At 43.0% G+C, this 20,786-nt stretch carries 21 protein-coding genes; 17 read left to right on the forward strand and 4 right to left on the reverse strand.

Annotated elements, in window-relative coordinates; translation table 11 throughout:
• Positions 1–10 precede the first annotated feature (10 nt).
• The 7 genes from VN447_RS03580 to VN447_RS03610 all read left to right on the forward strand — a co-directional run bounded on the left by VN447_RS03580 (position 11) and on the right by VN447_RS03610 (position 8,402).
• Complete coding sequence (locus tag VN447_RS03580) at positions 11–559, forward strand: BMC domain-containing protein (protein ID WP_325522892.1); 549 nt, start codon at positions 11–13, stop codon at positions 557–559.
• Between the two features lie 39 nt (positions 560–598).
• Complete coding sequence (locus VN447_RS03585) at positions 599–1,369, forward strand: hypothetical protein (RefSeq protein ID WP_325522894.1); 771 nt, start codon at positions 599–601, stop codon at positions 1,367–1,369.
• Positions 1,370–1,563: 194 nt separating this feature from the next.
• The gene (locus tag VN447_RS03590; RefSeq protein ID WP_325522896.1) at positions 1,564–2,616 is read left to right on the forward strand and encodes a PocR ligand-binding domain-containing protein; all 1,053 of its coding nucleotides are present in this window, start codon (positions 1,564–1,566) and stop codon (positions 2,614–2,616) included.
• Between the two features lie 269 nt (positions 2,617–2,885).
• On the forward strand, positions 2,886–3,338 hold the full coding sequence (locus tag VN447_RS03595; RefSeq protein WP_325522898.1) for a HutP family protein: 453 nt from the start codon (positions 2,886–2,888) through the stop codon (positions 3,336–3,338).
• A gap of 110 nt (positions 3,339–3,448) precedes the next feature.
• Positions 3,449–4,633: a CoA transferase gene (locus tag VN447_RS03600; RefSeq protein WP_325522900.1), complete on the forward strand. Its 1,185-nt coding sequence runs from the start codon at positions 3,449–3,451 to the stop codon at positions 4,631–4,633.
• 186 nt (positions 4,634–4,819) lie between these two features.
• The gene (locus VN447_RS03605; protein ID WP_325522902.1) at positions 4,820–7,189 is read left to right on the forward strand and encodes an EAL domain-containing protein; all 2,370 of its coding nucleotides are present in this window, start codon (positions 4,820–4,822) and stop codon (positions 7,187–7,189) included.
• Positions 7,190–7,706: 517 nt separating this feature from the next.
• Positions 7,707–8,402 carry an HAD family hydrolase gene (locus VN447_RS03610; protein WP_325522904.1) on the forward strand — a complete coding sequence of 232 codons (696 nt, stop codon included), beginning with the start codon at positions 7,707–7,709 and terminating at the stop codon, positions 8,400–8,402.
• 20 nt (positions 8,403–8,422) lie between these two features.
• On the opposite strand, the gene VN447_RS03615 is transcribed toward VN447_RS03610, so the two are convergent.
• Positions 8,423–9,046 (reverse strand): lactate utilization protein, encoded by a 624-nt coding sequence (locus VN447_RS03615; RefSeq protein WP_325522906.1) that lies wholly within the window; start codon positions 9,044–9,046, stop codon positions 8,423–8,425.
• Positions 9,047–9,187: 141 nt separating this feature from the next.
• On the opposite strand from VN447_RS03615, the gene VN447_RS03620 reads away from it, so the two are divergent.
• The gene (locus VN447_RS03620; protein ID WP_325522908.1) at positions 9,188–10,108 is read left to right on the forward strand and encodes a LysR family transcriptional regulator; all 921 of its coding nucleotides are present in this window, start codon (positions 9,188–9,190) and stop codon (positions 10,106–10,108) included.
• On the opposite strand, the gene VN447_RS03625 is transcribed toward VN447_RS03620, so the two are convergent.
• Complete coding sequence (locus tag VN447_RS03625; RefSeq protein WP_325522978.1) at positions 10,099–10,965, reverse strand: EFR1 family ferrodoxin; 867 nt, start codon at positions 10,963–10,965, stop codon at positions 10,099–10,101. The genes VN447_RS03620 and VN447_RS03625 overlap by 10 nt on opposite strands.
• Positions 10,966–11,283: 318 nt before the next feature.
• Here VN447_RS03625 and VN447_RS03630 point away from each other — a divergent pair, with 318 nt between their 5' ends.
• From VN447_RS03630 to VN447_RS03645, 4 genes are read left to right on the forward strand one after another with little or no spacing between them, the layout of a single operon-like run.
• A complete protein-coding gene (locus VN447_RS03630; RefSeq protein ID WP_325522910.1) occupies positions 11,284–12,516 on the forward strand; it encodes an MFS transporter in 1,233 nt (410 codons plus the stop codon).
• 1 nt (position 12,517) lies between these two features.
• Positions 12,518–13,471 (forward strand): ABC transporter substrate-binding protein, encoded by a 954-nt coding sequence (locus VN447_RS03635; protein ID WP_325522912.1) that lies wholly within the window; start codon positions 12,518–12,520, stop codon positions 13,469–13,471.
• A 6-nt stretch (positions 13,472–13,477) separates the two neighbouring features.
• Positions 13,478–14,230 carry an ABC transporter ATP-binding protein gene (locus VN447_RS03640; RefSeq protein WP_325522914.1) on the forward strand — a complete coding sequence of 251 codons (753 nt, stop codon included), beginning with the start codon at positions 13,478–13,480 and terminating at the stop codon, positions 14,228–14,230.
• Positions 14,227–14,973: an ABC transporter permease gene (locus tag VN447_RS03645; RefSeq protein WP_325522916.1), complete on the forward strand. Its 747-nt coding sequence runs from the start codon at positions 14,227–14,229 to the stop codon at positions 14,971–14,973. Before VN447_RS03640 ends, VN447_RS03645 begins: the two co-directional genes overlap by 4 nt.
• 85 nt (positions 14,974–15,058) lie before the next feature.
• Here VN447_RS03645 and VN447_RS03650 read toward each other — a convergent pair whose 3' ends face one another.
• The gene (locus VN447_RS03650) at positions 15,059–15,700 is read right to left on the reverse strand and encodes an alanyl-tRNA editing protein (RefSeq protein ID WP_325522918.1); all 642 of its coding nucleotides are present in this window, start codon (positions 15,698–15,700) and stop codon (positions 15,059–15,061) included.
• 329 nt (positions 15,701–16,029) lie between these two features.
• Between VN447_RS03650 and VN447_RS03655 the strand changes: the two genes are divergently transcribed.
• The 3 genes from VN447_RS03655 to VN447_RS03665 all read left to right on the forward strand — a co-directional run bounded on the left by VN447_RS03655 (position 16,030) and on the right by VN447_RS03665 (position 17,857).
• Entirely contained in the window at positions 16,030–16,629 is a 600-nt protein-coding gene (locus tag VN447_RS03655; RefSeq protein WP_325522920.1) for a flavodoxin family protein, read from the forward strand.
• 150 nt (positions 16,630–16,779) lie between these two features.
• Complete coding sequence (locus VN447_RS03660; RefSeq protein WP_325522922.1) at positions 16,780–17,238, forward strand: Lrp/AsnC family transcriptional regulator; 459 nt, start codon at positions 16,780–16,782, stop codon at positions 17,236–17,238.
• Between the two features lie 7 nt (positions 17,239–17,245).
• Positions 17,246–17,857: a LysE family translocator gene (locus VN447_RS03665; protein ID WP_325522924.1), complete on the forward strand. Its 612-nt coding sequence runs from the start codon at positions 17,246–17,248 to the stop codon at positions 17,855–17,857.
• Between the two features lie 346 nt (positions 17,858–18,203).
• On the opposite strand, the gene VN447_RS03670 is transcribed toward VN447_RS03665, so the two are convergent.
• On the reverse strand, positions 18,204–18,572 hold the full coding sequence (locus tag VN447_RS03670) for a helix-turn-helix domain-containing protein (protein ID WP_325522926.1): 369 nt from the start codon (positions 18,570–18,572) through the stop codon (positions 18,204–18,206).
• A gap of 142 nt (positions 18,573–18,714) precedes the next feature.
• Between VN447_RS03670 and VN447_RS03675 the strand changes: the two genes are divergently transcribed.
• Positions 18,715–19,296, forward strand: a complete 582-nt coding sequence (locus VN447_RS03675) for a flavodoxin family protein (RefSeq protein WP_325522928.1) — start codon at positions 18,715–18,717, stop codon at positions 19,294–19,296.
• Positions 19,297–19,548: 252 nt separating this feature from the next.
• Positions 19,549–20,778 carry a beta-ketoacyl-ACP synthase II gene (gene fabF, locus VN447_RS03680; protein ID WP_325522930.1) on the forward strand — a complete coding sequence of 410 codons (1,230 nt, stop codon included), beginning with the start codon at positions 19,549–19,551 and terminating at the stop codon, positions 20,776–20,778.
• The last annotated feature ends 8 nt before the right edge of the window (positions 20,779–20,786 follow it).

The following is a 20,786-nucleotide window of genomic DNA, read 5'->3' on the forward strand; positions in this document are numbered from 1 at the left end:
GGAGAATAAAATGAAACGTGCCATAGGATTATTAGAGATTAAAAATATCACAAAAGGTATTTTGGTCGCCGACACCATGTTAAAAGCGGCTAATGTTGAGTTGATTATGTCTCAACCCCTGTGCCCAGGCAAATATGTTGTTATGGTTGGCGGTGATGTTGGCGCTGTACAAAGCGCTGTACGGAGCGGTAAGGGTGTTGGCACAGAGAATATTGTGGATGAATTTGTTCTTCCTAATATTCATCCTGATGTATTCCAAGCTCTATCAGGTTGTACTGAGGTTAAGCAAATAAAGTCGTTAGGCGTTATCGAGAGCTACTCGGTGGCATCAGCAATTATTGCTGCAGACACAGCAGCCAAAGCAGCCGCCGTTCAGCTCTTAGAGGTTCGCTTAGCGCGCGGTATGGGTGGAAAAGCTGTTGTATCAATGAGCGGTGAGGTCGGAGCTGTAACGGCGGCAGTCCGTGCTGGTAGTAATGCCATACAGGACAGCGGCTTCCTGGTTGATCAGCTTGTTATTCCTGCACCACACCATAGTCTTCATCAGGCGTTATTTTAAAATTTTTGAAGTAAAATTTCTGAAAGGTGGGAAAAATGAATGTTTTCATTTGTTGAAATTGCTGCTGCATTTGGCGGTGGCCTGCTTGGCGCGGCGCTCGGCGCGTTACCTGCGTTTATCATGACAGGTGTTTTGGTTTTAGCCAATATGACTGACATGGCGTTTGGCCCCTATTTTGGTCCTCATATTTCTTTTGCGGGGGGCGTAGCTGCTGCCGCGTTTGCTACTAAGCGTGGTTTAGAATCTGGAAAAGATATTTTAACTCCCTTGGCTAAGTTAAACGATGGATATGTTCTCTTAGTGGGCGGGATATTTGGCGCGGCCGGCCTCTTGGTTCAAAAACTGCTTGCTGGTTTTGGTACACCGACAGATACGGTTGCTTTGACTGTTGGCCTTTCAGGTGTTACCGCCCGGCTTATTTTCGGTAACGGGAAAGTTTTCCATGGCTATTCGCTGCCTGATAGTAAGACTGCCATTTTTTTAGTCGCTCTAGGTTTGGGGGTAGGCTTAATCTCAGGTTATGCCGCCATTGTTACGAAGAATGTCGTGCTTGGCTTTGGCGTAGCAGCCACAACCCTCATTCTTGTTCAGTTCATGGGTGTAGGTCCTGTAACCCATCATATCGCGTTACCTGGAGCCTTAGCGGCAGCGGCTACAGGGAATATATGGATGGGGGCTGTGTTTGGAATTCTTGGCGCTTTGATTGGCGATTTCTTTGGTAAGAGCATGAACAGCGGTGATACTCACGTTGACCCGCCCGCATTGACCATCGCAGTACTGACTTTAATTGTAGTTCTTTTTCTAAAATAACGGTGTTTTTTTAACCGAAATGATGAGTAAAAAGACCAGTAAGCGCATTTAGCGTAGCTGGTCTTTTTTTAAGGATATAAACATCAAAAAGCAAAAAAAATTCATAACATAGCAAAGCTTTATGCGGGAAAAGTTCCTTACACAAAGAAAATAAATAATATTCTAAATATTCGACAAAACAGGAGGGCGAGGTCATGAAGACAGTAGCGTTAAACGAGAAGCAAGGTTTGGAAAACCTCAATACAGTCAATCTCCAAGATATAATTGATGTAGAATTTTTACAGAGTTTTCAAGATAATTTCGCCGAATCTTTGGGACTAGCAAGCATTACTGTTGATATCAATGGTAACCCTGTTACCAAACCAAGTAATTTTACTGAATTTTGCATGGAGCATACAAGAGGGTCAAAAACAGGACTCACCCGCTGTATGGAATGTGACCGCAAGGGCGGTGAGGAATCTGCGAGAACCGGCAAACCGGCTATATATGAATGCCATGCCGGTTTAGTTGATTTTGGGACTCCTATTATGTTGGAAGGTCGGCAAATTGGCTCAATTCTAGGCGGGCAGGTTTTGACTTCACCCCCTGATGAAGACTATTATCGCAAGGTAGCTCAAGAGATCAGCGTCGATCCTGATGAATATATTAAGGCATTACGCAAAATTAAGCAGTTACCCAGAAAGAGCGTTGAAGCGGCAGCTAATGTCTTGTATCTGGTTGCTAATACATTATCAAAGGTATGGTATCAGCAATATAAATTGAAGCACATGGCTGGAGTGATTAATGATAGTGTTGTTCAAATATCGGCTACTATGGAGGAATTAGCTGCCTCAGCCAGTGATGTCAGCAGTAATCAAAATACTTTAAATGCCGAAATCAAAAATGTAGATGTTGTATCAGGAAAAATTAATGAAGTAATGGATTTTATTAAAGAGATAGCCGATGAAACTAGACTACTCGGGCTCAATGCAGCGATAGAGGCAGCGCGGGCTGGCGACGCAGGTCTCGGTTTCGGCGTCGTGGCACAGGAGATTCGAAAACTGTCTGGAGATTCGAAACAAACAGTAGGAAAAATAAAAGAATTCACGACTATTATTCAAGAGTCAGTCAATAAGACTGTGACTATGGGCCAAGCTACTTCCGTAACAGTCGAACAGCAAGCAGCGGCCATTCAGGAAGTGACAGCAAGCATTCAAGAAGTGACAATCATGGTTGAACAGTTACACGCAATGACCGATGAAATTTAACGAAGACTGGAGGGGGTTAATGGATCGTTAAATCAATGCATAACAGGAATTGGCAAAATGGACGAAAGATTAGTGGTTAGGTTGGATTTGGATAAACTATTGGCTAGTGAAGAATCAGACTTTTTATCTATAGGCACTCTTTGTTAACTGATAATGCTTGCATTATCGGCTGGGCACTGCTGCTAGGCAGGGCGGGTCTGATTATTCGACCTTGACGAAATTGATCGAATAATGTAGAATTAGTACAGAGTGAGATAGAGGGAATGAGCATGAATAATCTTAACCGGCCCTTTATGGCGGAAAGTATCAAAAGTGTTGGAATGGCTGCAATGCTGTTGGCATTGACCCGCACCATGGCAGATGAAGAATCTGTGAAAAAGATGCTTGCCGAACAGGGCTATAAAGTAGTTGTGACTGAAGTAGGCGGTAATTCGGCCTTGTCCGAATTTCAGGCAAAGGTTACTAAGGCGGTACTTGGTGCTGCGCTTAATACTGGAATAATCTCTAAAACGCCAACAAATTACCATGCATTGCTTCACGCGACAGATGAAGCCAAACGAGGAATCATGGTCAACGTAGCCAGTAGTGCCAGTATTGCTGTCAAAATAGCTATTGTGCGAGATGATCACTGGGTTGCTGTTGCATTATTCGGAGAATCGGCTATTCATCCGTTGACAAACCATGAACGAGCTGGTTTGGGGATTATGCATTTAGGTGCGTAAAATTAATATCAGAGTGAATGAGGGACAGAGTGGAATTACATTCCATCTGTCCTTTTATGTTTTAAACCCTCTATACCACGGTAAACTATAGAATAAAGGAGAGATTTATTGTGAAAGCACTTGAAGGAATACGTGTCCTGGATTTAAGCCGGGTTTTAGCGGGTCCATACTGCACGATGATGCTGGCCGATTTCGGAGCAGATATTATAAAAATTGAACCGCCGAATGTAGGCGACGACTCACGGGCATTTGGGCCTTTTATTGGTAAGGAGAGCGCCTACTTTATGAGTCTTAACAGAAATAAACGCTCGATTACTTTAAACTTTAAACGTAAGGAAGAGTGTGATCTCTTTAAAGAACTTGTAAAACATGCCGATGTAGTTGTGGAAAACTACCGACCCGGAACGATGGAGAAATTTGGACTTGGTTATGAAGAGCTAAAAAAGATTAATCCCAAACTGATATATGCTGCGTGTTCAGGTTTTGGCCATACCGGGCCTTATCGTGATAAGCCTGCCTATGATATCATCGTACAGGCCATGGGGGGAATCATGAGCATTACCGGTGCTGAAAACGGCGAACCAACCCGTATTGGTGCCTCAGTAGGTGATGTTATCGCTGGTATGTTTACTGCATATGGTGTTATGCTTGCTATGTATCACCGGGAACGGACCGGTGAAGGGCAAAAAGTCGATGTAGGTATGTTAGATTGTCAGTTGGCTATATTGGAAAATGCGATAGCGCGCTATGTTACATCAGGCGTAGTACCTGGACCGTTAGGCAACCGTCATCCCTCGATTACTCCTTTTTCATCCTACACAGCCGAGGACGGTTATATTATTGTAGGTGCTGGTAACGACCGCCTGTGGGAGCGCCTATGTAACATCCTGGGCCGTCCGGATCTGATAAAAGATCCACGCTTCGATACTAATTCCAATCGTACTGCTAATGCTAAAGAATTGGGCGATATCTTAAATGGAATTTTTAAGGCTAAGACAATCAATGAATGGCTTGGGATTCTCGAGGAGGCAGGTCTGCCTTGCGCCCCCATTAATACCATTGATAAGATCGTAAATGATCCTCATATCAAAGCAAGAGACATGATTGTGGAGGTAGAGCATCCTATAGCTGGAAAACTTAAAATGCCCGGAGTACCTGTAAAAATGTCGGCCACTCCCGGCGCTGTTGAAACCCATGCCCCGCTCTTAGGGCAGCATACTGGTGAAATATTACAGGAAATTTTGGGCTGGGATCAAGAGAAAGTTAACTCGTTTTTTAATAGCGAAGGCCGCTAGGGGTTATTTTTTATAAGACAAGCCAGTAGTGACACAAGAAGTTCCCGATCATTCGGGAACTTCTTTTTGTTACTATAGTCATGGTTATTTCCCGACGGCATAAGCGTGATACAGTAAAACGTATATTGTCATATTTCCACAAGCATGACATAATTAGGTAAAAATAGTCGCGAGGTGATTGGTGTATTGAACACAAAATATAGACTGGCGGCAGGTTATATTTTAATTATTATTGTAGTATTAATCGCTGGCTTACTTAGTTATGGTGATTTGGTGGCACTTGAGGAGAATGTTGACCAAATCCAAGTAAATTATATGCCAAGCATTGAGTCTTTAGGTAGGATGAGCATCTCAGCATCAAATATTCAGCGCCTGCTCTATACCCTGACAACTGAGCAAGACAGTCTAAAAATAGAGGAAGCACGGAGAGCTTCGCTGGATATTATGACCGAAGTTAATTCCCGCCATATGATTTATAGCTTAAGATACATAACTAGTTTAGAAGAGCAGGAGCTGTTTGACGAGGCTAAAAAGGCATGGGACAAATTTTTGCCTGAAGCAAAAGCAATTGCATCAGATCCTTGGGCGGCATCACGGTGGAACGATTCGGCACAGTTAGACCAACTGATGACTTATTGGCAGCAAATTGATGAAAAGATCATGTCCCTGATTGAATACAACGCAGCAGAGTCGGGCAGGGCCACTAAAGAATCAGTGGAATTGGTTAGGGCAGTCAAAGGAAAGTATTTAGCCGGAGCGGCAACGGTTGTTACGCTTGTTTTGTTTGTCTGGGGGCTGACCTCCAGGGTTATTACACGTTCTGAGGATTCCCTGCAAAGAACAGTACAGGAACTTAAAGCAAGTAATGAGGAACTGTGTACTAGCCGGGACATGTACCAGTTGCTGATAGAGGGATCACATGATGTTCTTTGGGACTGGGATCTAGTCAATAATAAGCGTACCATATCAGCCAGGTGGCAGACAATGGGGTTTGAGGAGGAAGCTTTTCTTAATCGCGCGATATGGCGTAGCACAATTCATCCTGCTGATTTGCCTGGTATGGAGGAAGCACTGGAAGAACATCTGCAAGGGTTAACTCCTTACTATGTGTGCGAGCACAGGTGTATGAACGCCAATGGGGAGTATCGCTGGCTGCTGGCGCGGGGCAAGGCGCTTTTTGATAGCACCAATATGCCTGTACGAATGGCTGGCTCTTACACCGATATTACGGAAATGAAACTGCAGGCTGACCGGTTGTACAGGCATGCTTATTATGATGGTCTGACAGGTTTGCCGAACTTTAGCCAGTTCAGCGAGAAGGTGTCGGCTATTTTGGCCGCTCAAGACTTGGTTAGGGGCGGGTTATTCTATATTGATCTTGATAACTTTAAGCTCATTAATGACTCTTATGGTCACGACTGGGGCAATTTATTTCTTGTTGCTCTGGTAAAACGAGTCGATCAGGCTATGCCGCAGGGAGGGCTGTTTTGTCGTGTAGGTGGTGATGAATTTGCGATAGCGCTGCCAGGCGTTACTGAGGAAGAAGCAGTAGCCTTTGCCAAAGTCATTCTGGAGGTTATGCATGAGCCGTTTGAAATCAATCATACATTGTTTTTTACTACAGCAAGCATTGGGGTTGTTTTATACCCCGAGCATGGCAACGAGATTACCGAGTTGCTGCGTAAGGCAGATACAGCCATGTATCGGGCTAAGGAATCAGGGAAGAACAGTTTTTGCCTGTTCGATAGCTTTATGGAGGCAGCAGTTGTAGAGCGCCTTTCTATAGAAAGTGGCCTGAGACAGGCTCTTGTTAATGATGAACTTACACTGCATTATCAGCCGATCGTCAATGTGGCTGATCGCCGGATTAAAGGGTTTGAAGCGCTTCTTCGTTGGAATAGTAAAGAACACGGGCAGGTTCCGCCGCTAAAATTCATACCGGTAGCAGAGAGTACAGGAATGATCATTCCTATAGGTGAATGGGTTATAAAGCAGGCGTGTCACTTTATTAAAAAGGTGCATAAAGCAGGCTACCCGGAACTAACGGTTGCTGTAAACTTATCGGTTAATCAGCTGGTTTTGGGTAATGTCATTACGATGGTCACTAAAACCTTAGAGGAGTTTCAGCTGGAACCCAGGTTCCTGGAGTTGGAGATTACTGAGTCTATTCTCATGGAGTCTTCGGGTACAAGCATAAAACAGCTTGAAAACCTTGCAGCCATTGGTGTTAATGTAGCCTTGGATGATTTTGGAACAGGGTACTCATCGCTTACCTATCTGCGGCAGCTGCCAATCTGTTCACTTAAGATGGATAAGACGTTTGTTGATAATCTGCCCCAGGAGGGTAATACGTCTGCTAAGGCTATTGTGGAAGGCGTGATCGCCATGGCTCACAAACTGGGACTGACCGTTATCGCGGAAGGTGTAGAAACTCAGGAACAACTGCATTATTTGCATGCTCACAGCTGTGACGATGCACAGGGCTATTTTATAAGCCGTCCTATACCGGAACAGGAAGTATATCTTTGGTTGCAGCAGTCGAAAATTTTTGAATAATACCACTTGCCAAAATAGTGCGCGTATGTTATTATCTAAGTAAGCACCATCCTTATAGCGCCGTAGATTCAAGTCCAGTGCAGTAGGTAGGAAACTTCCCGTTTTCCGTTTGTTGCAAATTGGTTAGTTAATCTGGCAGGATAGTGTTTTTAGTTTATCAAAAAAAGGTAGTCTGAACCGCGTTTGTTCCATCCAGTGTAAGTAAAGTGTAGGTGTAAGATCAATTAGCTTGTTTCGAAAAGTAAGTTGTGTAAGCTTGGTAAACATCGTGTGCATTGAATGCTATAGGGATGGGCGCTCCAGGTAAGGGGGAAGGCTTAAGCCTTCCTCCTATTATTTTGGCGATTGCCTTTACTATTAAGTGACATACATAAAGGTCGACTTAGCTGCTCGCCTGTGCCCTTTGGGTATAACTCCCGCTTGCACCCTAAAGGACACGGTAGAAGCGGGAGTTTTGGAGCGGCTTGGTAATTCGATAAGTAGAAGCTTGCCTCAGGGAAAGTAAGGAGGATGATAATTGTTGAATATACTTTTTTGGGATATCGATGGAACGCTGATTAGAACGTCCAAGGCTGGCTTATTTGCTTTTTGTCAGGCAACAGAAGAACTCTGGGACACGTCAGTGGATCTTGCCAACATTACAGCCGCAGGAATGACTGATAATTTTATTGCAAGGCAAATTATTCAATCAGTGTTTCAGCGAGAGGCAAAGCAAGAAGAAATTAATCTGCTGTGTCGTCGTTATGAATCAATTCTCCCGGCGCAACTGAATGCCAAACAGGGGTGGGTTTTACCGGAGGTGCAGAATATTTTGTCCCGGCTTTACGAGCGGGATGACTGTAAACTGCTCTTATTGACCGGCAATAGTTCACAAGGGGCGCAAGTAAAATTAAGGCACTTTGAACTGGCTGGATTTTTTGATTTTTCGTGTAGCGCTTTTGCCGGGCAGTGTGAGCTTAGAGTAGATATAGCCCGCAGTGCGTTGGAAATTGTACGCTCACATTGGGGAGATCCTAAGCAGCATGCAATTTGCGTAATTGGGGACACCCCCCATGACATTCAATGTGGTAAAGCGATTGGGGCATACACCATAAGCGTAGCTACAGGAACATATTCTGCAGAACAGCTGCAAAGCTGCTCGCCGTGGTGGAATGTTGAAACCTTGCCAGTTCCAGAGAGCTTTATAGAAAAGATAGCAGCCATAAGGCGTTAAGCCTTGTGACTGCTATCTTTTTAATAGCCTAATTCTTCCCCGATCATCCAGACATGAATATCGGATGCTGGCGGACGCTTATGAATTATTGTGGACACATTACATAGCCGCGTTGGGCCTTGGCAATCCATGCAGTAGCCGGTTTTTACACAGGGGTTGGGGCGGTTTAAGCGTTTGTTGTTAAGTGGTGCCGCTGTTGTCCGAATACGCTCCTGTGCTTCATCAAGGGTGGCTACAATTTTGTTAGCGCCTGTTAGAACGATAACCTTTTTCGGGCCAAATATCATTGCTGCGACCCTATTGCCGGTAGCATCGGTATTTACCAGTCTGCCATCTTCAGTGATCGCATTGGTACTTGTTAAAAAAACATCGCAAGTTAGCTGTTTGCGTCTTATGTCCAATATCTCCTCTGGACTTAGACCGGGTTTATGATGGCAAAAAACTGTATTCCCACGTGCTTCTAACTTTTCAACTAACTCAAGCTGTATCAGTGTCCAAGAACCGCCAATCCCAACTGTTGCATCTGCCGGGATTACGGAAAATAGTTGTTCCAGAGCCTCTTTTGCGGTTTGGAAATAGGCAGCAGTAAATCTGTTTTTTTGTAAAGCATCCACCGTTTGTAACGCAAGTGCCTCATTATGCATCTTTATTCCTCCTGGATATAGAGTTTATTTGATATTGCATTTTGTAGTTTATTGATATGTAAACTGTATCATGATACGATGTTCGTGTAAAATTAATAGTAAGAATATAAACTATAGAAAATTTTTATTAAGAGGTTAGATATGGAACTGAGGCAACTACAATCATTGATTGCTATAACGGAAAAGGGTAGTTTTGCACAGGCGGCAGAGCATTTAGCTTATACACAGCCTACCCTAACAACCCATATTCAATCCTTAGAAAAAGAGTTAAATGTCAAATTATTTGACCGTCTTGGTCATCGCGTCCGCTTAACCCGCGAAGGAGAGCGATTTCTTGGATATGCAGAACGAATCCTCAAACTGACAGAAGAAGCTGCTAATGCAGTATCTCCCGAAAAAGCACCCTATGGAAAAATTATCATTGGTGCCAGTGAAACCTTCTCAGTCGTTCGGCTTCCGGAACTGCTCAAAGAGTTTCGCAAAGAGCATCCATGTATTGATATTGAATTGAATTTCGGAGATATTGCTAAATTCCATGATGACTTAAAAAACAACGTCATAGATGTAGCCTTTATTCTTTCCGGCAAAGTCCCATATCCTGATCTCACCGCAGAAATACTATGCCCAGAGCCCATGGCGTTCATCGCTGCTCCGGAGCATTCCCTGGCACAACAAACTGCGATAGAGGTGTCCCATTTCGAGACAGAAGATTTCATTGTAACCCAAGCAGGGTGTGCTTATCGAGCGTTTATGGAAGAGCTACTGGAGAGTAGCGATATTAAGCCCAGGTCCTTTATGAAAGTGAAAAATATTGAGGCAATTAAGCAGTTTGTTATTAGTGGGCTGGGTCTGGCTATTTTGCCAAGAATCTATGTAGAAAAAGAAATAGCGAACAATTCTTTGGTGGAGCTTCCCTGGCATGGTCCGGATTTCGGAATGTATACCCAAATTATCTACCATAGAGATAAGTGGCTATCGCCTACATTACTGGGATTCTTGCAATTAACCCGCCGGAAATTTGGCTCCAATTGCGGCCATCTGCCGCCAGTGGGTCATTTGTGAATATCTTTAAGCGAAACCCCTGGTGCTTTGTAACGCCTGAAATATTTTGTATGAGACATTCCTGCCAGCAGGGCCGCAATCGGTTTTATCCGCAAAATGTGGTGCAGTATCCAACACACAAGCGCTACACTGATAAGTGTGTATATATATTGTATGACAAACAAAATGATTCCCGGGGCACTTGTCATTATCTCATAACCTAGTGTACTGGCTATCCAGTTCGTTACTGGGAGAGAGAGTACATAAGAGAAGAGAAAGACTGTCACCGGACTAACCTGAATTGATTTTTGAGGACAATAATTCATACAGGCCATACAACTGTCACACGAGTAAGCCCAATGTGGTTTATTCCCTACCATCTCTATCGATTGTTTTGGACAGATTTGCTGACATAAACCACACCCGTTGCAGGTGTTTGATGCAAAGAAGAGTTTAGATAAAACTAACTGGGCAATTATTAAATACATCAGAGAGATACGAGATAATAAGAGCCCAATAAGAAGCGGGATAAAGCCGTTGTAAAATGAATGCCCTGATACTATTTTATGGGCAATCTTTTTTACGTTTGCTTCCGCTTTGACTGATATAGCCCTTATATTCTCATCGCTTAAACCCCAATGAACGGCTGTCCAGTTAGAGGGCATATCAATAGCAGATATGCCCTTTACCTTATACCCTCTAAGCCAGAGGAGCAGAGCGATAAGGTAGCCTGCCGTTCCCAAGGATACCCCGAACATTCTCGTACCCGCGCGCGTTGGCAACAGTACTGCGTGTACACCGTTGCTTTGTGGCAGACGAAATATATGTTTTATCATTAACCAGGGAGCAGTAAATCCATGGGTAGGATAACTAAGCACCAATAAATCATGATCCCCTATATGAATGTCTACTTTGTTTTTCTCTAACCTGATAGAGTTCTGTTTTTACGTTATCAACAGAGTCCAAAAACCATCTTGCAACCTTATATGAGTTGCCTGTCCCGGTCATAAAGAATCCTATTATTTTAGTGTACAAGATATCACCTCGCTACTATTATATAATAATTAGAAATCGCCGTTAAACATAATTTGTCAAAGAACTTTGCGCCAGTGTTAGCGGTGATTAGAGGAAGCGCGTAGTAATTGTCGAATTAAATTTATAAGTGAAAAGATTATTTATCCAGTAAATCTTGAACCATGGAAGAAGCAAGTGAGGTAGCAAAAACAGGTATGATTAGTCATTCAACGGTAATAAAAGAAGGATTATGGACCAAAGACTTTATATTTCTGGCAGTTTCCAATGCGCTGCTGTTTTCGGGGTTTCATATGCTTATCCCCACACTGCCGCTATTTATTGCAAATTATGGCGGAACAGATGCCCAAATTGGGCTAATAATGGGCAGCTTTACATTCTCTGCGATATTGATTCGTTTTTATACAACAGAAGGGATCAGCAGGTTAGGGAAAAAAAGTTTTCTGATCGTAGGTATTATTGTTTGTCTTGTTGCGACATTGTGTTATTATTGGGCAGTAAGTGCGGCCCTGTCCTTGTCAACAAGAATATTTCACGGTATTGGCTTTGGAATAGCGACAACAATGTATGCTACTATAGTATCAGATATTATTCCCAGTTCGCGTAGGGGCGAGGGTATGGGGTATTTCGGACTTGGCAGTACGCTGCTGATGGCACTAGCCCCGGCTGTCGGCGTTTGGCTTGTCGATAATTACGGCTTCGGTGTTTTGTTTTCAGTATCTGCATCAAGCCAGCTTTTGGCGTTTATTTGGACTCAGGCATCTCAGGTACCTTCAGTCGCAATAGCCTCCGCTGAGAAAACACAGTCTGGTTTTGATAATTTTGTCGAGCGTAAGGCTGTATTTCCGGCGTTTCTCAGTCTATTGTTTGGCGTGTGTATAGGAGGGGTTCTAAGTTTTGTAACATTATTGGCAAAAGAGGTGCATGTTACTAATGCAGGCTATTTTTTTCTTATAGCTACCTCAAACGTTTTTTTAGTGCGGCTGGTAGTAGGGAGGGTTTTTGACCAGAAAGGCCCCGCTTGGGTGATTATACCGGGAGCTGTGGTACTATTTATTGGGTTAGCCATCTTATCGACAGTTTCTTCCCCTACCGCTTTCTTATGGGCGGCAGCATGCTATGGATTGGGTACTGGGTCATTGTTTCCAGCATTGCAGGCGTGGATGATTAATATGGTAACACCAGAACGGAGAAGTATAGCCAGTGCAACTTTCTATAATGCTCTTGACATGGGGGTAGGTGGCGGGGCTATCCTTCTCGGACTACTCGCGGCACATTCAGGCTATCAGTCTGTGTATTTTTATTCAGCCAGTGTCATTGTCTGTTTTCTTGTAGCTTATATAGTATATTTATGTAAGGGAAACCATTTAACCAATTTGAAAAGAAAAGAGGAGTAAAATGAAAAAAAAGATCGGAATACTCATTATCTCTATGTTGCTGCTTGTCCTGGCAGGGTGCGCCAGCAACAAGAAGGAAGAACCTGTTCAAAAACAGGCTCAATTACAGACGATTACGCTTGGGCTTATGCCTGATGTGGACTCAATTCCTTTTATTATCGCCGAGGAAAAGGGATATTTTAAAGAAGAGGGTTTAACAGTAACGCTGAAACATTTTAAAAGTGCCATGGAACGCGATAGTGCGCTGCAAAGCGGCAATTTGGACGGAGCCGTCTCTGATATGTTGGCTGAAGCCTTCGCCAAGGCTGGAGGCTTTGATACAGTTATTACCTCTTTAACAACCGGAAGCTATAAATTGGTTATAAACAAAGATGAAACAGCCACATCCATCCAGGATTTAAAGGGCAAAGATGTGGCAATCTCTAAGAATACGATTATTGACTATGTAACAGATAAGGTTGTGACAGAGGGGGGCTTAACCTCAACCGATATCAATAAAGTCGTTATTCCTCAGATCCCTGCGCGCTTGGAAATGCTGCAAAACAGCAAGATTGCCGCGGCAACGTTACCAGACCCTCTGGCAACAATTGCTGTTAAAAATGGCGCAAAGGTGATAAAAACTTCAGAACAATTGGGTCTAAACCCGGGAGTTTTGTTATTTACCACCAAGACAGTAAATCAAAAAGAGAAAGAAATCCAGGCCATGTATAGGGCGTATAGCAAAGCCGTCGACTATTTATCGCGGGAGCCGATGGAAAACTATATTGACCTGTTAATCGAAAAGGGCGGCTTTCCTAAAGACGTTAAAGGGGTACTTGTCCTGCCTCAATATAAAAAAGCGGCCGCACCTCAGCAGAAAGACATTGATGATGTCGTAGCCTGGCTCCAGGCAAGACAGCTAATTCAGAAAAAATATTTGTATACAGACTTGGTCGATACCCGGTTTGTAAGATAGTTAGCTATGATTCGGATTAAAGATTTAACCATGACTTACGAAACCAGGGAGGCCCGTTATGATGCTCTCAGAGATATTAACCTGGAGCTTTCGGCAGGAGAAACCTGTGCAATAATTGGCCCTTCTGGCTGCGGTAAATCTACTCTGTTAAAAATACTGGCCGGAATTATTACAGACTTTGCTGGAACTGTTGAAATTAATGGGCAGCCGGTTACGCCTAAAAAGCAAATTATTGGCTTTATTCCTCAAAATTACGGACTTCTGCCATGGAAAAATGTATACGAAAATATTTGTTTAGGTTTAAAAATAAAGCACAAAAAACAGGATGATCATGAAATTAATTTAGCTTCGATGGTTCAACTGCTGGGATTAGGTGGGTTGGAATACCGGTATCCCGGGGAGTTAAGTGGTGGTCAGCAGCAGCGGGTTGCTTTGGCTCGTGCCTTTCTTTTAAAGCCGGACTTACTATTGATGGATGAACCGTTTTCCGCCTTGGACGCCATGACCCGGGAAGAGATTCAGAATGTATTTTTGAGTGTATGGAGAAAACATTCTGTTTCAACCATCCTAGTCACCCATCATATGGAGGAGGCCGTATATTTAGGCCGAAAAATTGTAATTCTATCAGCTGCTCCTGGGAAGGTCAGTAAAATAGTTGACAATCCTCTTTTCGGAGTAGACGATGTTCGAAATCATAAGGATTTTTTTCAACTATGTGTAGAACTGCGAAAGATGATAAAAGAGGATTGGTCAAAGTGAAAGAAAAAGGCCCGGGAGTTTGGTATATTTATGGTATATTAATTTTCCTAGCCCTGTGGCAGGTTGTTTCTATCTGGGTACAGCTGCCGATTATTCCGCCTCCTGGGAAGGTAATGGAGAACTTAGTAACCATCTTTATGTCGCAAATTGCTATTCACGGTTTTTACAGTCTATGGCGTATCGTTGCAGGGGTTTTTCTTGCAGTAATTGTTGGTATTCCGCTCGGACTTTGTATGGGGTATTTTTCAGGGTGGGACCGGTTGTTGTCCCCCATCGTTTATCTTACTTACCCGATTCCTAAAATTGCTCTCTTACCCGTAATGATGCTGCTTTTCGGTTTAGGAGAGCTGTCAAAAATACTTATGATATTTCTTATTATTGTTTTTCAAGTCATCATCGCTGTTAGGGATGGGGTTAAAGGTATTCCTAAGGAAACCTATTATCCCTTATATTCTCTGGGGGCCGGTTTCATGGATGTATTCAGGGAGATTCTCATTCCGGCTTCGATGCCGAAGTTCCTGACATCGCTACGGGTGGCTATGGCGACGGCTGTATCTGTACTATTTTTTACTGAGACTTTTGGAACAAAGTATGGCATGGGATTTTTCATCATGGACGCATGGTTGCGGGTAAATTATTTGGAAATGTATTCCGGTATTGTAGTGTTAAGCAATATAGGGCTCATTTTATTTGGTGCGATTGATTACTTGGAAAGAAAAAAGTGTAGCTGGCAATATAAATAACAATGAACCCGAGTTAGTGAGTCGGTAACTAACGAAGCCTGAATTAGCATTAAGCTAATTTCAGGCTTCGTTAGTTTAGTTGCCGCTACCCTAAAAGAATCTCAATGCGCTCTTTACCTTTTCCGATATTAATTCTTTTTAACAGCAAAGTTCCTATTTCACTAGTGTTTTTGATATGGGTTCCCCCGCATAATACCTTAGCAAAATTGTCAATTTCCCAATAGCGAATTTCGTTATCATGATCAGCGAATGCGCTTTTAATCGGTAGGTTGCTGCTAACAATGCGGAGTATCTCTTTTTCAAGAAAATCAAATGTCTGCGAGATATTGCCCTGCCAGGCAAAATCAACCCTTGCTTTATCTTCAGATATATGTGCCCCGATTTTTTCCGGGCTGCCGAAGTTTTGAGTTACAAGCTCCAGTACAATTTCGGCGGCGAAATGTAGTCGCATAATTTTATATCGTCTATTCCAGTCGATTGTCATTAAAACATTGTTGTCTGTCTGTAAATCGTGGAATTCATCTAACAAGTAAAAAATTTGCTTATCCTGCTTTTCAGCCTTGAGAATCTTAAAGCCGTTGATTGTTCCATAGTCGGATTCCTGCCCGCCGGAAAAGGCGTAAGCAATGGTTTTATCAACAGTAACAACTTGGCCGTCTATGCTTGTTACCTTGGTTTTTAACTCGGTCAGATATGGATCGTCCCAGAATACTTTCGCAACATACATAGCTATGCCCCCCGTAACGTTTAGTGTATTAGGATTCCATTATACCAAACTTAGGGGTTAACAAAAAATACCAAGCTAATTCAAACTATGATCATTTTTTATTAATAACATATGTCAGAATAAGCTCTGTATCGATAAACGGTATAGAGCTTTATTTTATAATTGAAAGAGTTGAGCTACGTTTCACAACAGGCTAAGTTGCTTAGAAGTCTGCTCAGTTTCTATTAGAAGATTGGCAGGATGTTTTAATTTAATACAGAATCTGTAAAGAAATAAATGGGACAGGGATGCGGTTACGACTAAAAAGTATACAAGGAGGGTTAACACAAATGGCCAAAATACTGGCGCTGCTAGGAAGTCCTAGGGTTAATGGCACAAACAGTCTGGCTATAGATCAATTACTGCGAGGCGCGGCTTCCTGCGGGGACGTAGAAGTTCAAAAAATTCTGCTGCACAAACTCAAAATTGCGCCCTGTCAGTCTTGCGATAGCTGCCTGCATACCGGTCGCTGTCATTTGCGTGATGACATGGAGCCCATCTATGAAAAAATAATGGATATGGATGCCTTTATTTTGGCTGCACCCGTTTATTTCAACGGGATGAGTGCCCAGGCAAAAGTGATGATTGACCGCTGTCAGCCTTTCTGGTCTGCAAAATATGTAATGAAAACAGATGTATTTGCTGGGAGGAGGCGCCCAGGGATATTTATCGCAACCGGCGGACAACCACTTTACGATGGGCAGTTTATCGGTTCGTTGCATGTGGTGAATTTATTATTTAAGATGATTGGGGTAAAAAGTATTGGCAACCTCACGTTGCCTGATCTGGATGCGAGACCGTTAAGTACGCGTCCTGACGACCTGTCACAGGCCTTTGAGCTTGGCCGGCAGTTAATCTTAAATGGTGAAAAAAAATGTGAAAGACTATAGAAAGTTATTCTACGATGTAAATCCGGAACAAAAGACAACCCGCGGAATTATTTCGCGGGTTGTCTTTTGTTCCATTGGTATTTTATCTTTACTTTATTTTGAATAGAAGGTATAATTTATAAAAAACATTATAAAGAAAGGTATGATGACTTGGATAATAATGATTTGAAGGTTTTGAAGAAACTAATGGAACAAGCACGTGCAACATGGGCAGAACTAGGAACACTTCTTGGGCTATCTGCTCCTGCCGCAGCTGACAGGGTTCGCAAGTTGGAAGAATTGGGGGTAATAAAAGGGTATACGGCCTTAATAGACCCAGAGGCAGTAGGTTATGGTTTAGCTGCTTTAATATCGGTAACCTTGGATCGTCCTGAACAGAAGACTGCGTTTTTGAATATGGTTCATTGTGTGCCAGAAATACAGGAGTGTCATCATATCGCTGGTGCAGAAGATTATATTCTAAAAGTACGTTGTACAAGTACGCGCGACCTCGAACGGTTAATCAGTGAAGAAATAAAGTCTTTACAGGGTACTAGAACCCGAACAACTGTCATTCTATCTACAGTTAAAGAAACTCCGGTATTACCAATAAAAATCGAGAGAGGGTAAAAAGGCTGTGGCGTTAATCTTTTTTATTAAAGGAATAATATTAGGATTTTCTATAGCGGCCCCAGTGGGGCCGATAGGCGTGCTTTGTATTCGCCGTACCCTGTCACATGGGATGCTAAACGGCTTTTTTTCAGGCTTAGGTACAGCAACGGCTGATGCTCTTTACGGTTGTATAGCCGCTTTCAGCTTAACCGTCATTTCCACGTTTCTGCTTGATCATCAAATGTATTTACGCTTGTTTGGCGGGCTATTTCTACTCTATTTAGGTTATACGACATTTAAATCCATACCGGAAGAGTTAACCGCGAAGACTGGCGACAAAGGACTTTGTGCTACCTATTTATCTGCCTTTTTCTTAACATTGACGAATCCGATCACGATCATGTCATTTGCCGCTGTTTTTGCAGGGCTAGGGATAGGTGAAGCTGCTGGAGATTATATACTAGCTGGAGTATTAGTTTTTGGTGTTTTTACTGGTTCAATGCTTTGGTGGCTAACCTTAAGTGGAATGGTAGCTTTGCTTCGTTCAAGCTTTGACCACAAGCGGCTTACATGGGTTAACCAACTTTCAGGGATGATAATAGCTGGATTTGGTATACTCAGCTTAATAACGATTTAGTACTTATCGCGTAAAAGTTATGCCCAACAGTTCAAACCAGATGAACTGTTGGGCATAACTATTTTTTATTCTAAGCAAAAAAAGAGAAAAAGAGACAAATTCCTTCAAAGGGATACTATAAAATTTAACTCGAAATCATACTATTATTAAATGGAATCAGAGCTTATTGCCCAAGGCTAGCCTTGGCGGGTTTTAGGCGTTATTCATGAGCGGTAATGCAGAGCTTTGCGCTTGAAGAGAAAACAATGCCTGTTAGGATGAAAAATTAAATAGGTTCATAGAATACGGCCTAGGTTGCGGGATGCAATGGAGATTTTTATGAGGGCACTCTAGTATTCCCAAAATGCTATTGTTCTGACTGTTGGCAAGCCGTTTTTTGGTCAGATTGCTCAACCTCATTTACATAGTTTAGACCCCATTGGCATAGGGATGCCAGAATCGGTAAGAGGCTTTTGCCAGCCTCTGTGAGAGAATATTCTACTTTGGGTGGTATCTGCGTATATATGAACCGATCTACCAAACCACTTTGTTCTAACTCTCTGAGTTGCTGGGTTAGCATTTTTTGCGTAACCTTGGGCAGGGCCTTCTTAAGTTCACTAAACCGCAGGGTATTTTCGCCTAGATACCATAAAATAAGCGATTTCCACTTGCCACCTATCAGCTCCAAAGTCAATTCCATCGAACATTGATATTCGGTATTCTTAAAATTAATCATTTTATCGTCCTTTCAGTATCCAAATAGGTACTATGATACAAATAAGTGCGTACTTGATAGGTTATATACTAGTCATTATAATTATAGCAAAAGATGCAGTTTAGGAAAATCCATAAACTGTAAATATAAGGGAGGGGATGTCATGAAAGTAGTCGCCTTTAATGGAAGCCCGAGAGTCAATGGAAACACTGCGCAGAGTATTCAAATTGTACTTGATGAATTGAACAAGGAAGGCATTGATACAGAGGTTATTCAACTTGGCGGACGTAAGGTTTACGGCTGTCTAGCCTGCGGGAAGTGTTGGGAAAACAAGGATAATCGCTGTGTGCGCCAAGATGATGAGATGAATACGTTCATTCAAAAGATCCAGGAGGCCGATGGAATTATTATCGGTTCTCCCACTTATTTCAGTAATGTTACTACAGAGGTGAAAGCTCTCATTGACCGCTGTGGTTTTGTAGCCAAGGCTAATGAGGGGACGATGCTGCGGGGAAAAGTAGGTGCCGCCGTAGTTTCCGTTCGGAGAGCAGGATCCAATTTCACCTATGCTGCAATAAACTTCTTTTTTGGCATTGCTGAAATGGTTATCCCAAGTTCGAGCTACTGGAATATGACTCTGGCCTTGGAGCCAGGCGACGTCCAAAAAGATGATGAGGGTATACGAACGTTTCAAACTCTAGGTAAAAATATGGCTTTTGTATTGAAAAAACTCAATAACGAATAAGGTCAGGGATTCATTGAGGTAGACTGCATTTACCACATAAAAAAACCGCGAAGTTTCGCGGTTTTTTTATGTGGTGGGTGTAATTAATTAGCCTTCGATAAAAGCAATAGTTGTTCATTTTTGATATTAGATATGTGTTACAGTTGTTAAGTGCTGTGGATATAGGCTTTATAGTTTATAGCAACAGTAAGATTGAGGTTGGATGCATTTTTTAGGAGCGCGGAAATAATAAGAAGAACGGGGGATTAGCTGATGAGCAGACGTGTGGTTATAACGGGGACGGGAGCAGTCACGTCTCTGGGACTGGGTGCAGGTAAACTTTGGCACTCAATAAAGAGCGGAGAATCTGGTATTAGTCGAATTGAGAGGATTGATGTGGCCGATTTGTCCACCCAGGTCGCGGCAGAAATAAAGGATTTCGACCCCGGCAGTTTTATTGAGAAAAAAGAGATTAAGAGAATGGACAGATTTACCCAATATGCCGTAGCCGCAGCGCAGATGGCGCTCGAAAACTCGCGTTTAGTTATAATTAATGGGGAACGGGCTGGTGTGATAATCGGCTCAGGCATCGGTGGTTTGGAGACGCTGGAGAGCCAACATAATGTACTCTTAGAAAAGGGTGCAGGTAGAGTTAGTCCATTCATGGTGCCAATGATGTTGCCAAACATGGCGGCCGGAATGATTGCAATTAGGCTTGGGGTTAAGGGATTCGTGGAATGTATTGTAACTGCCTGTGCTTCATCTACCAATGCAATTGGTGATGCTTATAGAGTAATCCAAAGAAATATTGCTGATGTTATGATCGCTGGCGGGGCAGAGGCGCCCATTACCCGATTGGCCATGGCGGGCTTCAATGCAAGTAAGGCGATGACAACAAACCCGGATCCTATTACTGCAAGCAGGCCTTTTGACTTGGAACGGGATGGATTTGTTATGGGAGAAGGAGCAGGGGTTCTCATTCTCGAAGAACTTAATCATGCTTTAGAACGAGGGGCGGATATTATCGCAGAGGTTGTGGGCTATGGTTGTACGAATGATGCGTACCACATTACCGCAGTTGCACCAGGTGGAGTGGGGGGCGCGGAGTGTATGAAGCTGGCCTTGGCTGATGCCGAGCTAAGCCCTACAGATATTCAATATATAAACGCACACGGTACCTCGACTGAGCTAAATGATAAAAGTGAGACGGCTGCGATAAAATCTGTTTTCGGAGAGCATGCCTATCAACTGGCTGTAAGCTCCACTAAATCAATGACAGGCCACTTATTGGGCGCTGCAGGAGCCGTTGAGGCTATAATTACTGCCTTTGCGGTAAAGGAAGGCTTTTTGCCGCCTACGATTAATTATAGGAATCCCGACCCGGAATGTGATCTGAATTATATTCCAAATCTTGGCAAAGTGGCGGATGTTACGCATGCGCTGACAAATTCCTTTGGCTTTGGCGGACATAATGCAACATTAGTTATCAAGGCTTACCGGTGATTATAAGG

The organism is Sporomusa sp. (assembly GCF_035561155.1).
GTDB lineage: Bacteria > Bacillota > Negativicutes > Sporomusales > Sporomusaceae > Sporomusa.

What these genes read in the sequence shown, in the direction of transcription:
- fabF (WP_325522930.1), top strand. Translation starts at nt 19,549, where the DNA reads ATGAGCAGACGTGTGGTTATAACGGGGACGGGAGCAGTCACGTCTCTG.
- VN447_RS03655 (WP_325522920.1), top strand. Translation starts at nt 16,030, where the DNA reads ATGGCCAAAATACTGGCGCTGCTAGGAAGTCCTAGGGTTAATGGCACA.
- VN447_RS03640 (WP_325522914.1), top strand. Translation starts at nt 13,478, where the DNA reads ATGATTCGGATTAAAGATTTAACCATGACTTACGAAACCAGGGAGGCC.
- VN447_RS03595 (WP_325522898.1), top strand. Translation starts at nt 2,886, where the DNA reads ATGAATAATCTTAACCGGCCCTTTATGGCGGAAAGTATCAAAAGTGTT.
- VN447_RS03675 (WP_325522928.1), top strand. Translation starts at nt 18,715, where the DNA reads ATGAAAGTAGTCGCCTTTAATGGAAGCCCGAGAGTCAATGGAAACACT.
- VN447_RS03650 (WP_325522918.1), bottom strand. Translation starts at nt 15,700, where the DNA reads ATGTATGTTGCGAAAGTATTCTGGGACGATCCATATCTGACCGAGTTA.
- VN447_RS03585 (WP_325522894.1), top strand. Translation starts at nt 599, where the DNA reads ATGTTTTCATTTGTTGAAATTGCTGCTGCATTTGGCGGTGGCCTGCTT.
- VN447_RS03670 (WP_325522926.1), bottom strand. Translation starts at nt 18,572, where the DNA reads ATGATTAATTTTAAGAATACCGAATATCAATGTTCGATGGAATTGACT.
- VN447_RS03615 (WP_325522906.1), bottom strand. Translation starts at nt 9,046, where the DNA reads ATGCATAATGAGGCACTTGCGTTACAAACGGTGGATGCTTTACAAAAA.
- VN447_RS03635 (WP_325522912.1), top strand. Translation starts at nt 12,518, where the DNA reads ATGAAAAAAAAGATCGGAATACTCATTATCTCTATGTTGCTGCTTGTC.
- VN447_RS03590 (WP_325522896.1), top strand. Translation starts at nt 1,564, where the DNA reads ATGAAGACAGTAGCGTTAAACGAGAAGCAAGGTTTGGAAAACCTCAAT.
- VN447_RS03580 (WP_325522892.1), top strand. Translation starts at nt 11, where the DNA reads ATGAAACGTGCCATAGGATTATTAGAGATTAAAAATATCACAAAAGGT.
- VN447_RS03620 (WP_325522908.1), top strand. Translation starts at nt 9,188, where the DNA reads ATGGAACTGAGGCAACTACAATCATTGATTGCTATAACGGAAAAGGGT.
- VN447_RS03630 (WP_325522910.1), top strand. Translation starts at nt 11,284, where the DNA reads ATGGAAGAAGCAAGTGAGGTAGCAAAAACAGGTATGATTAGTCATTCA.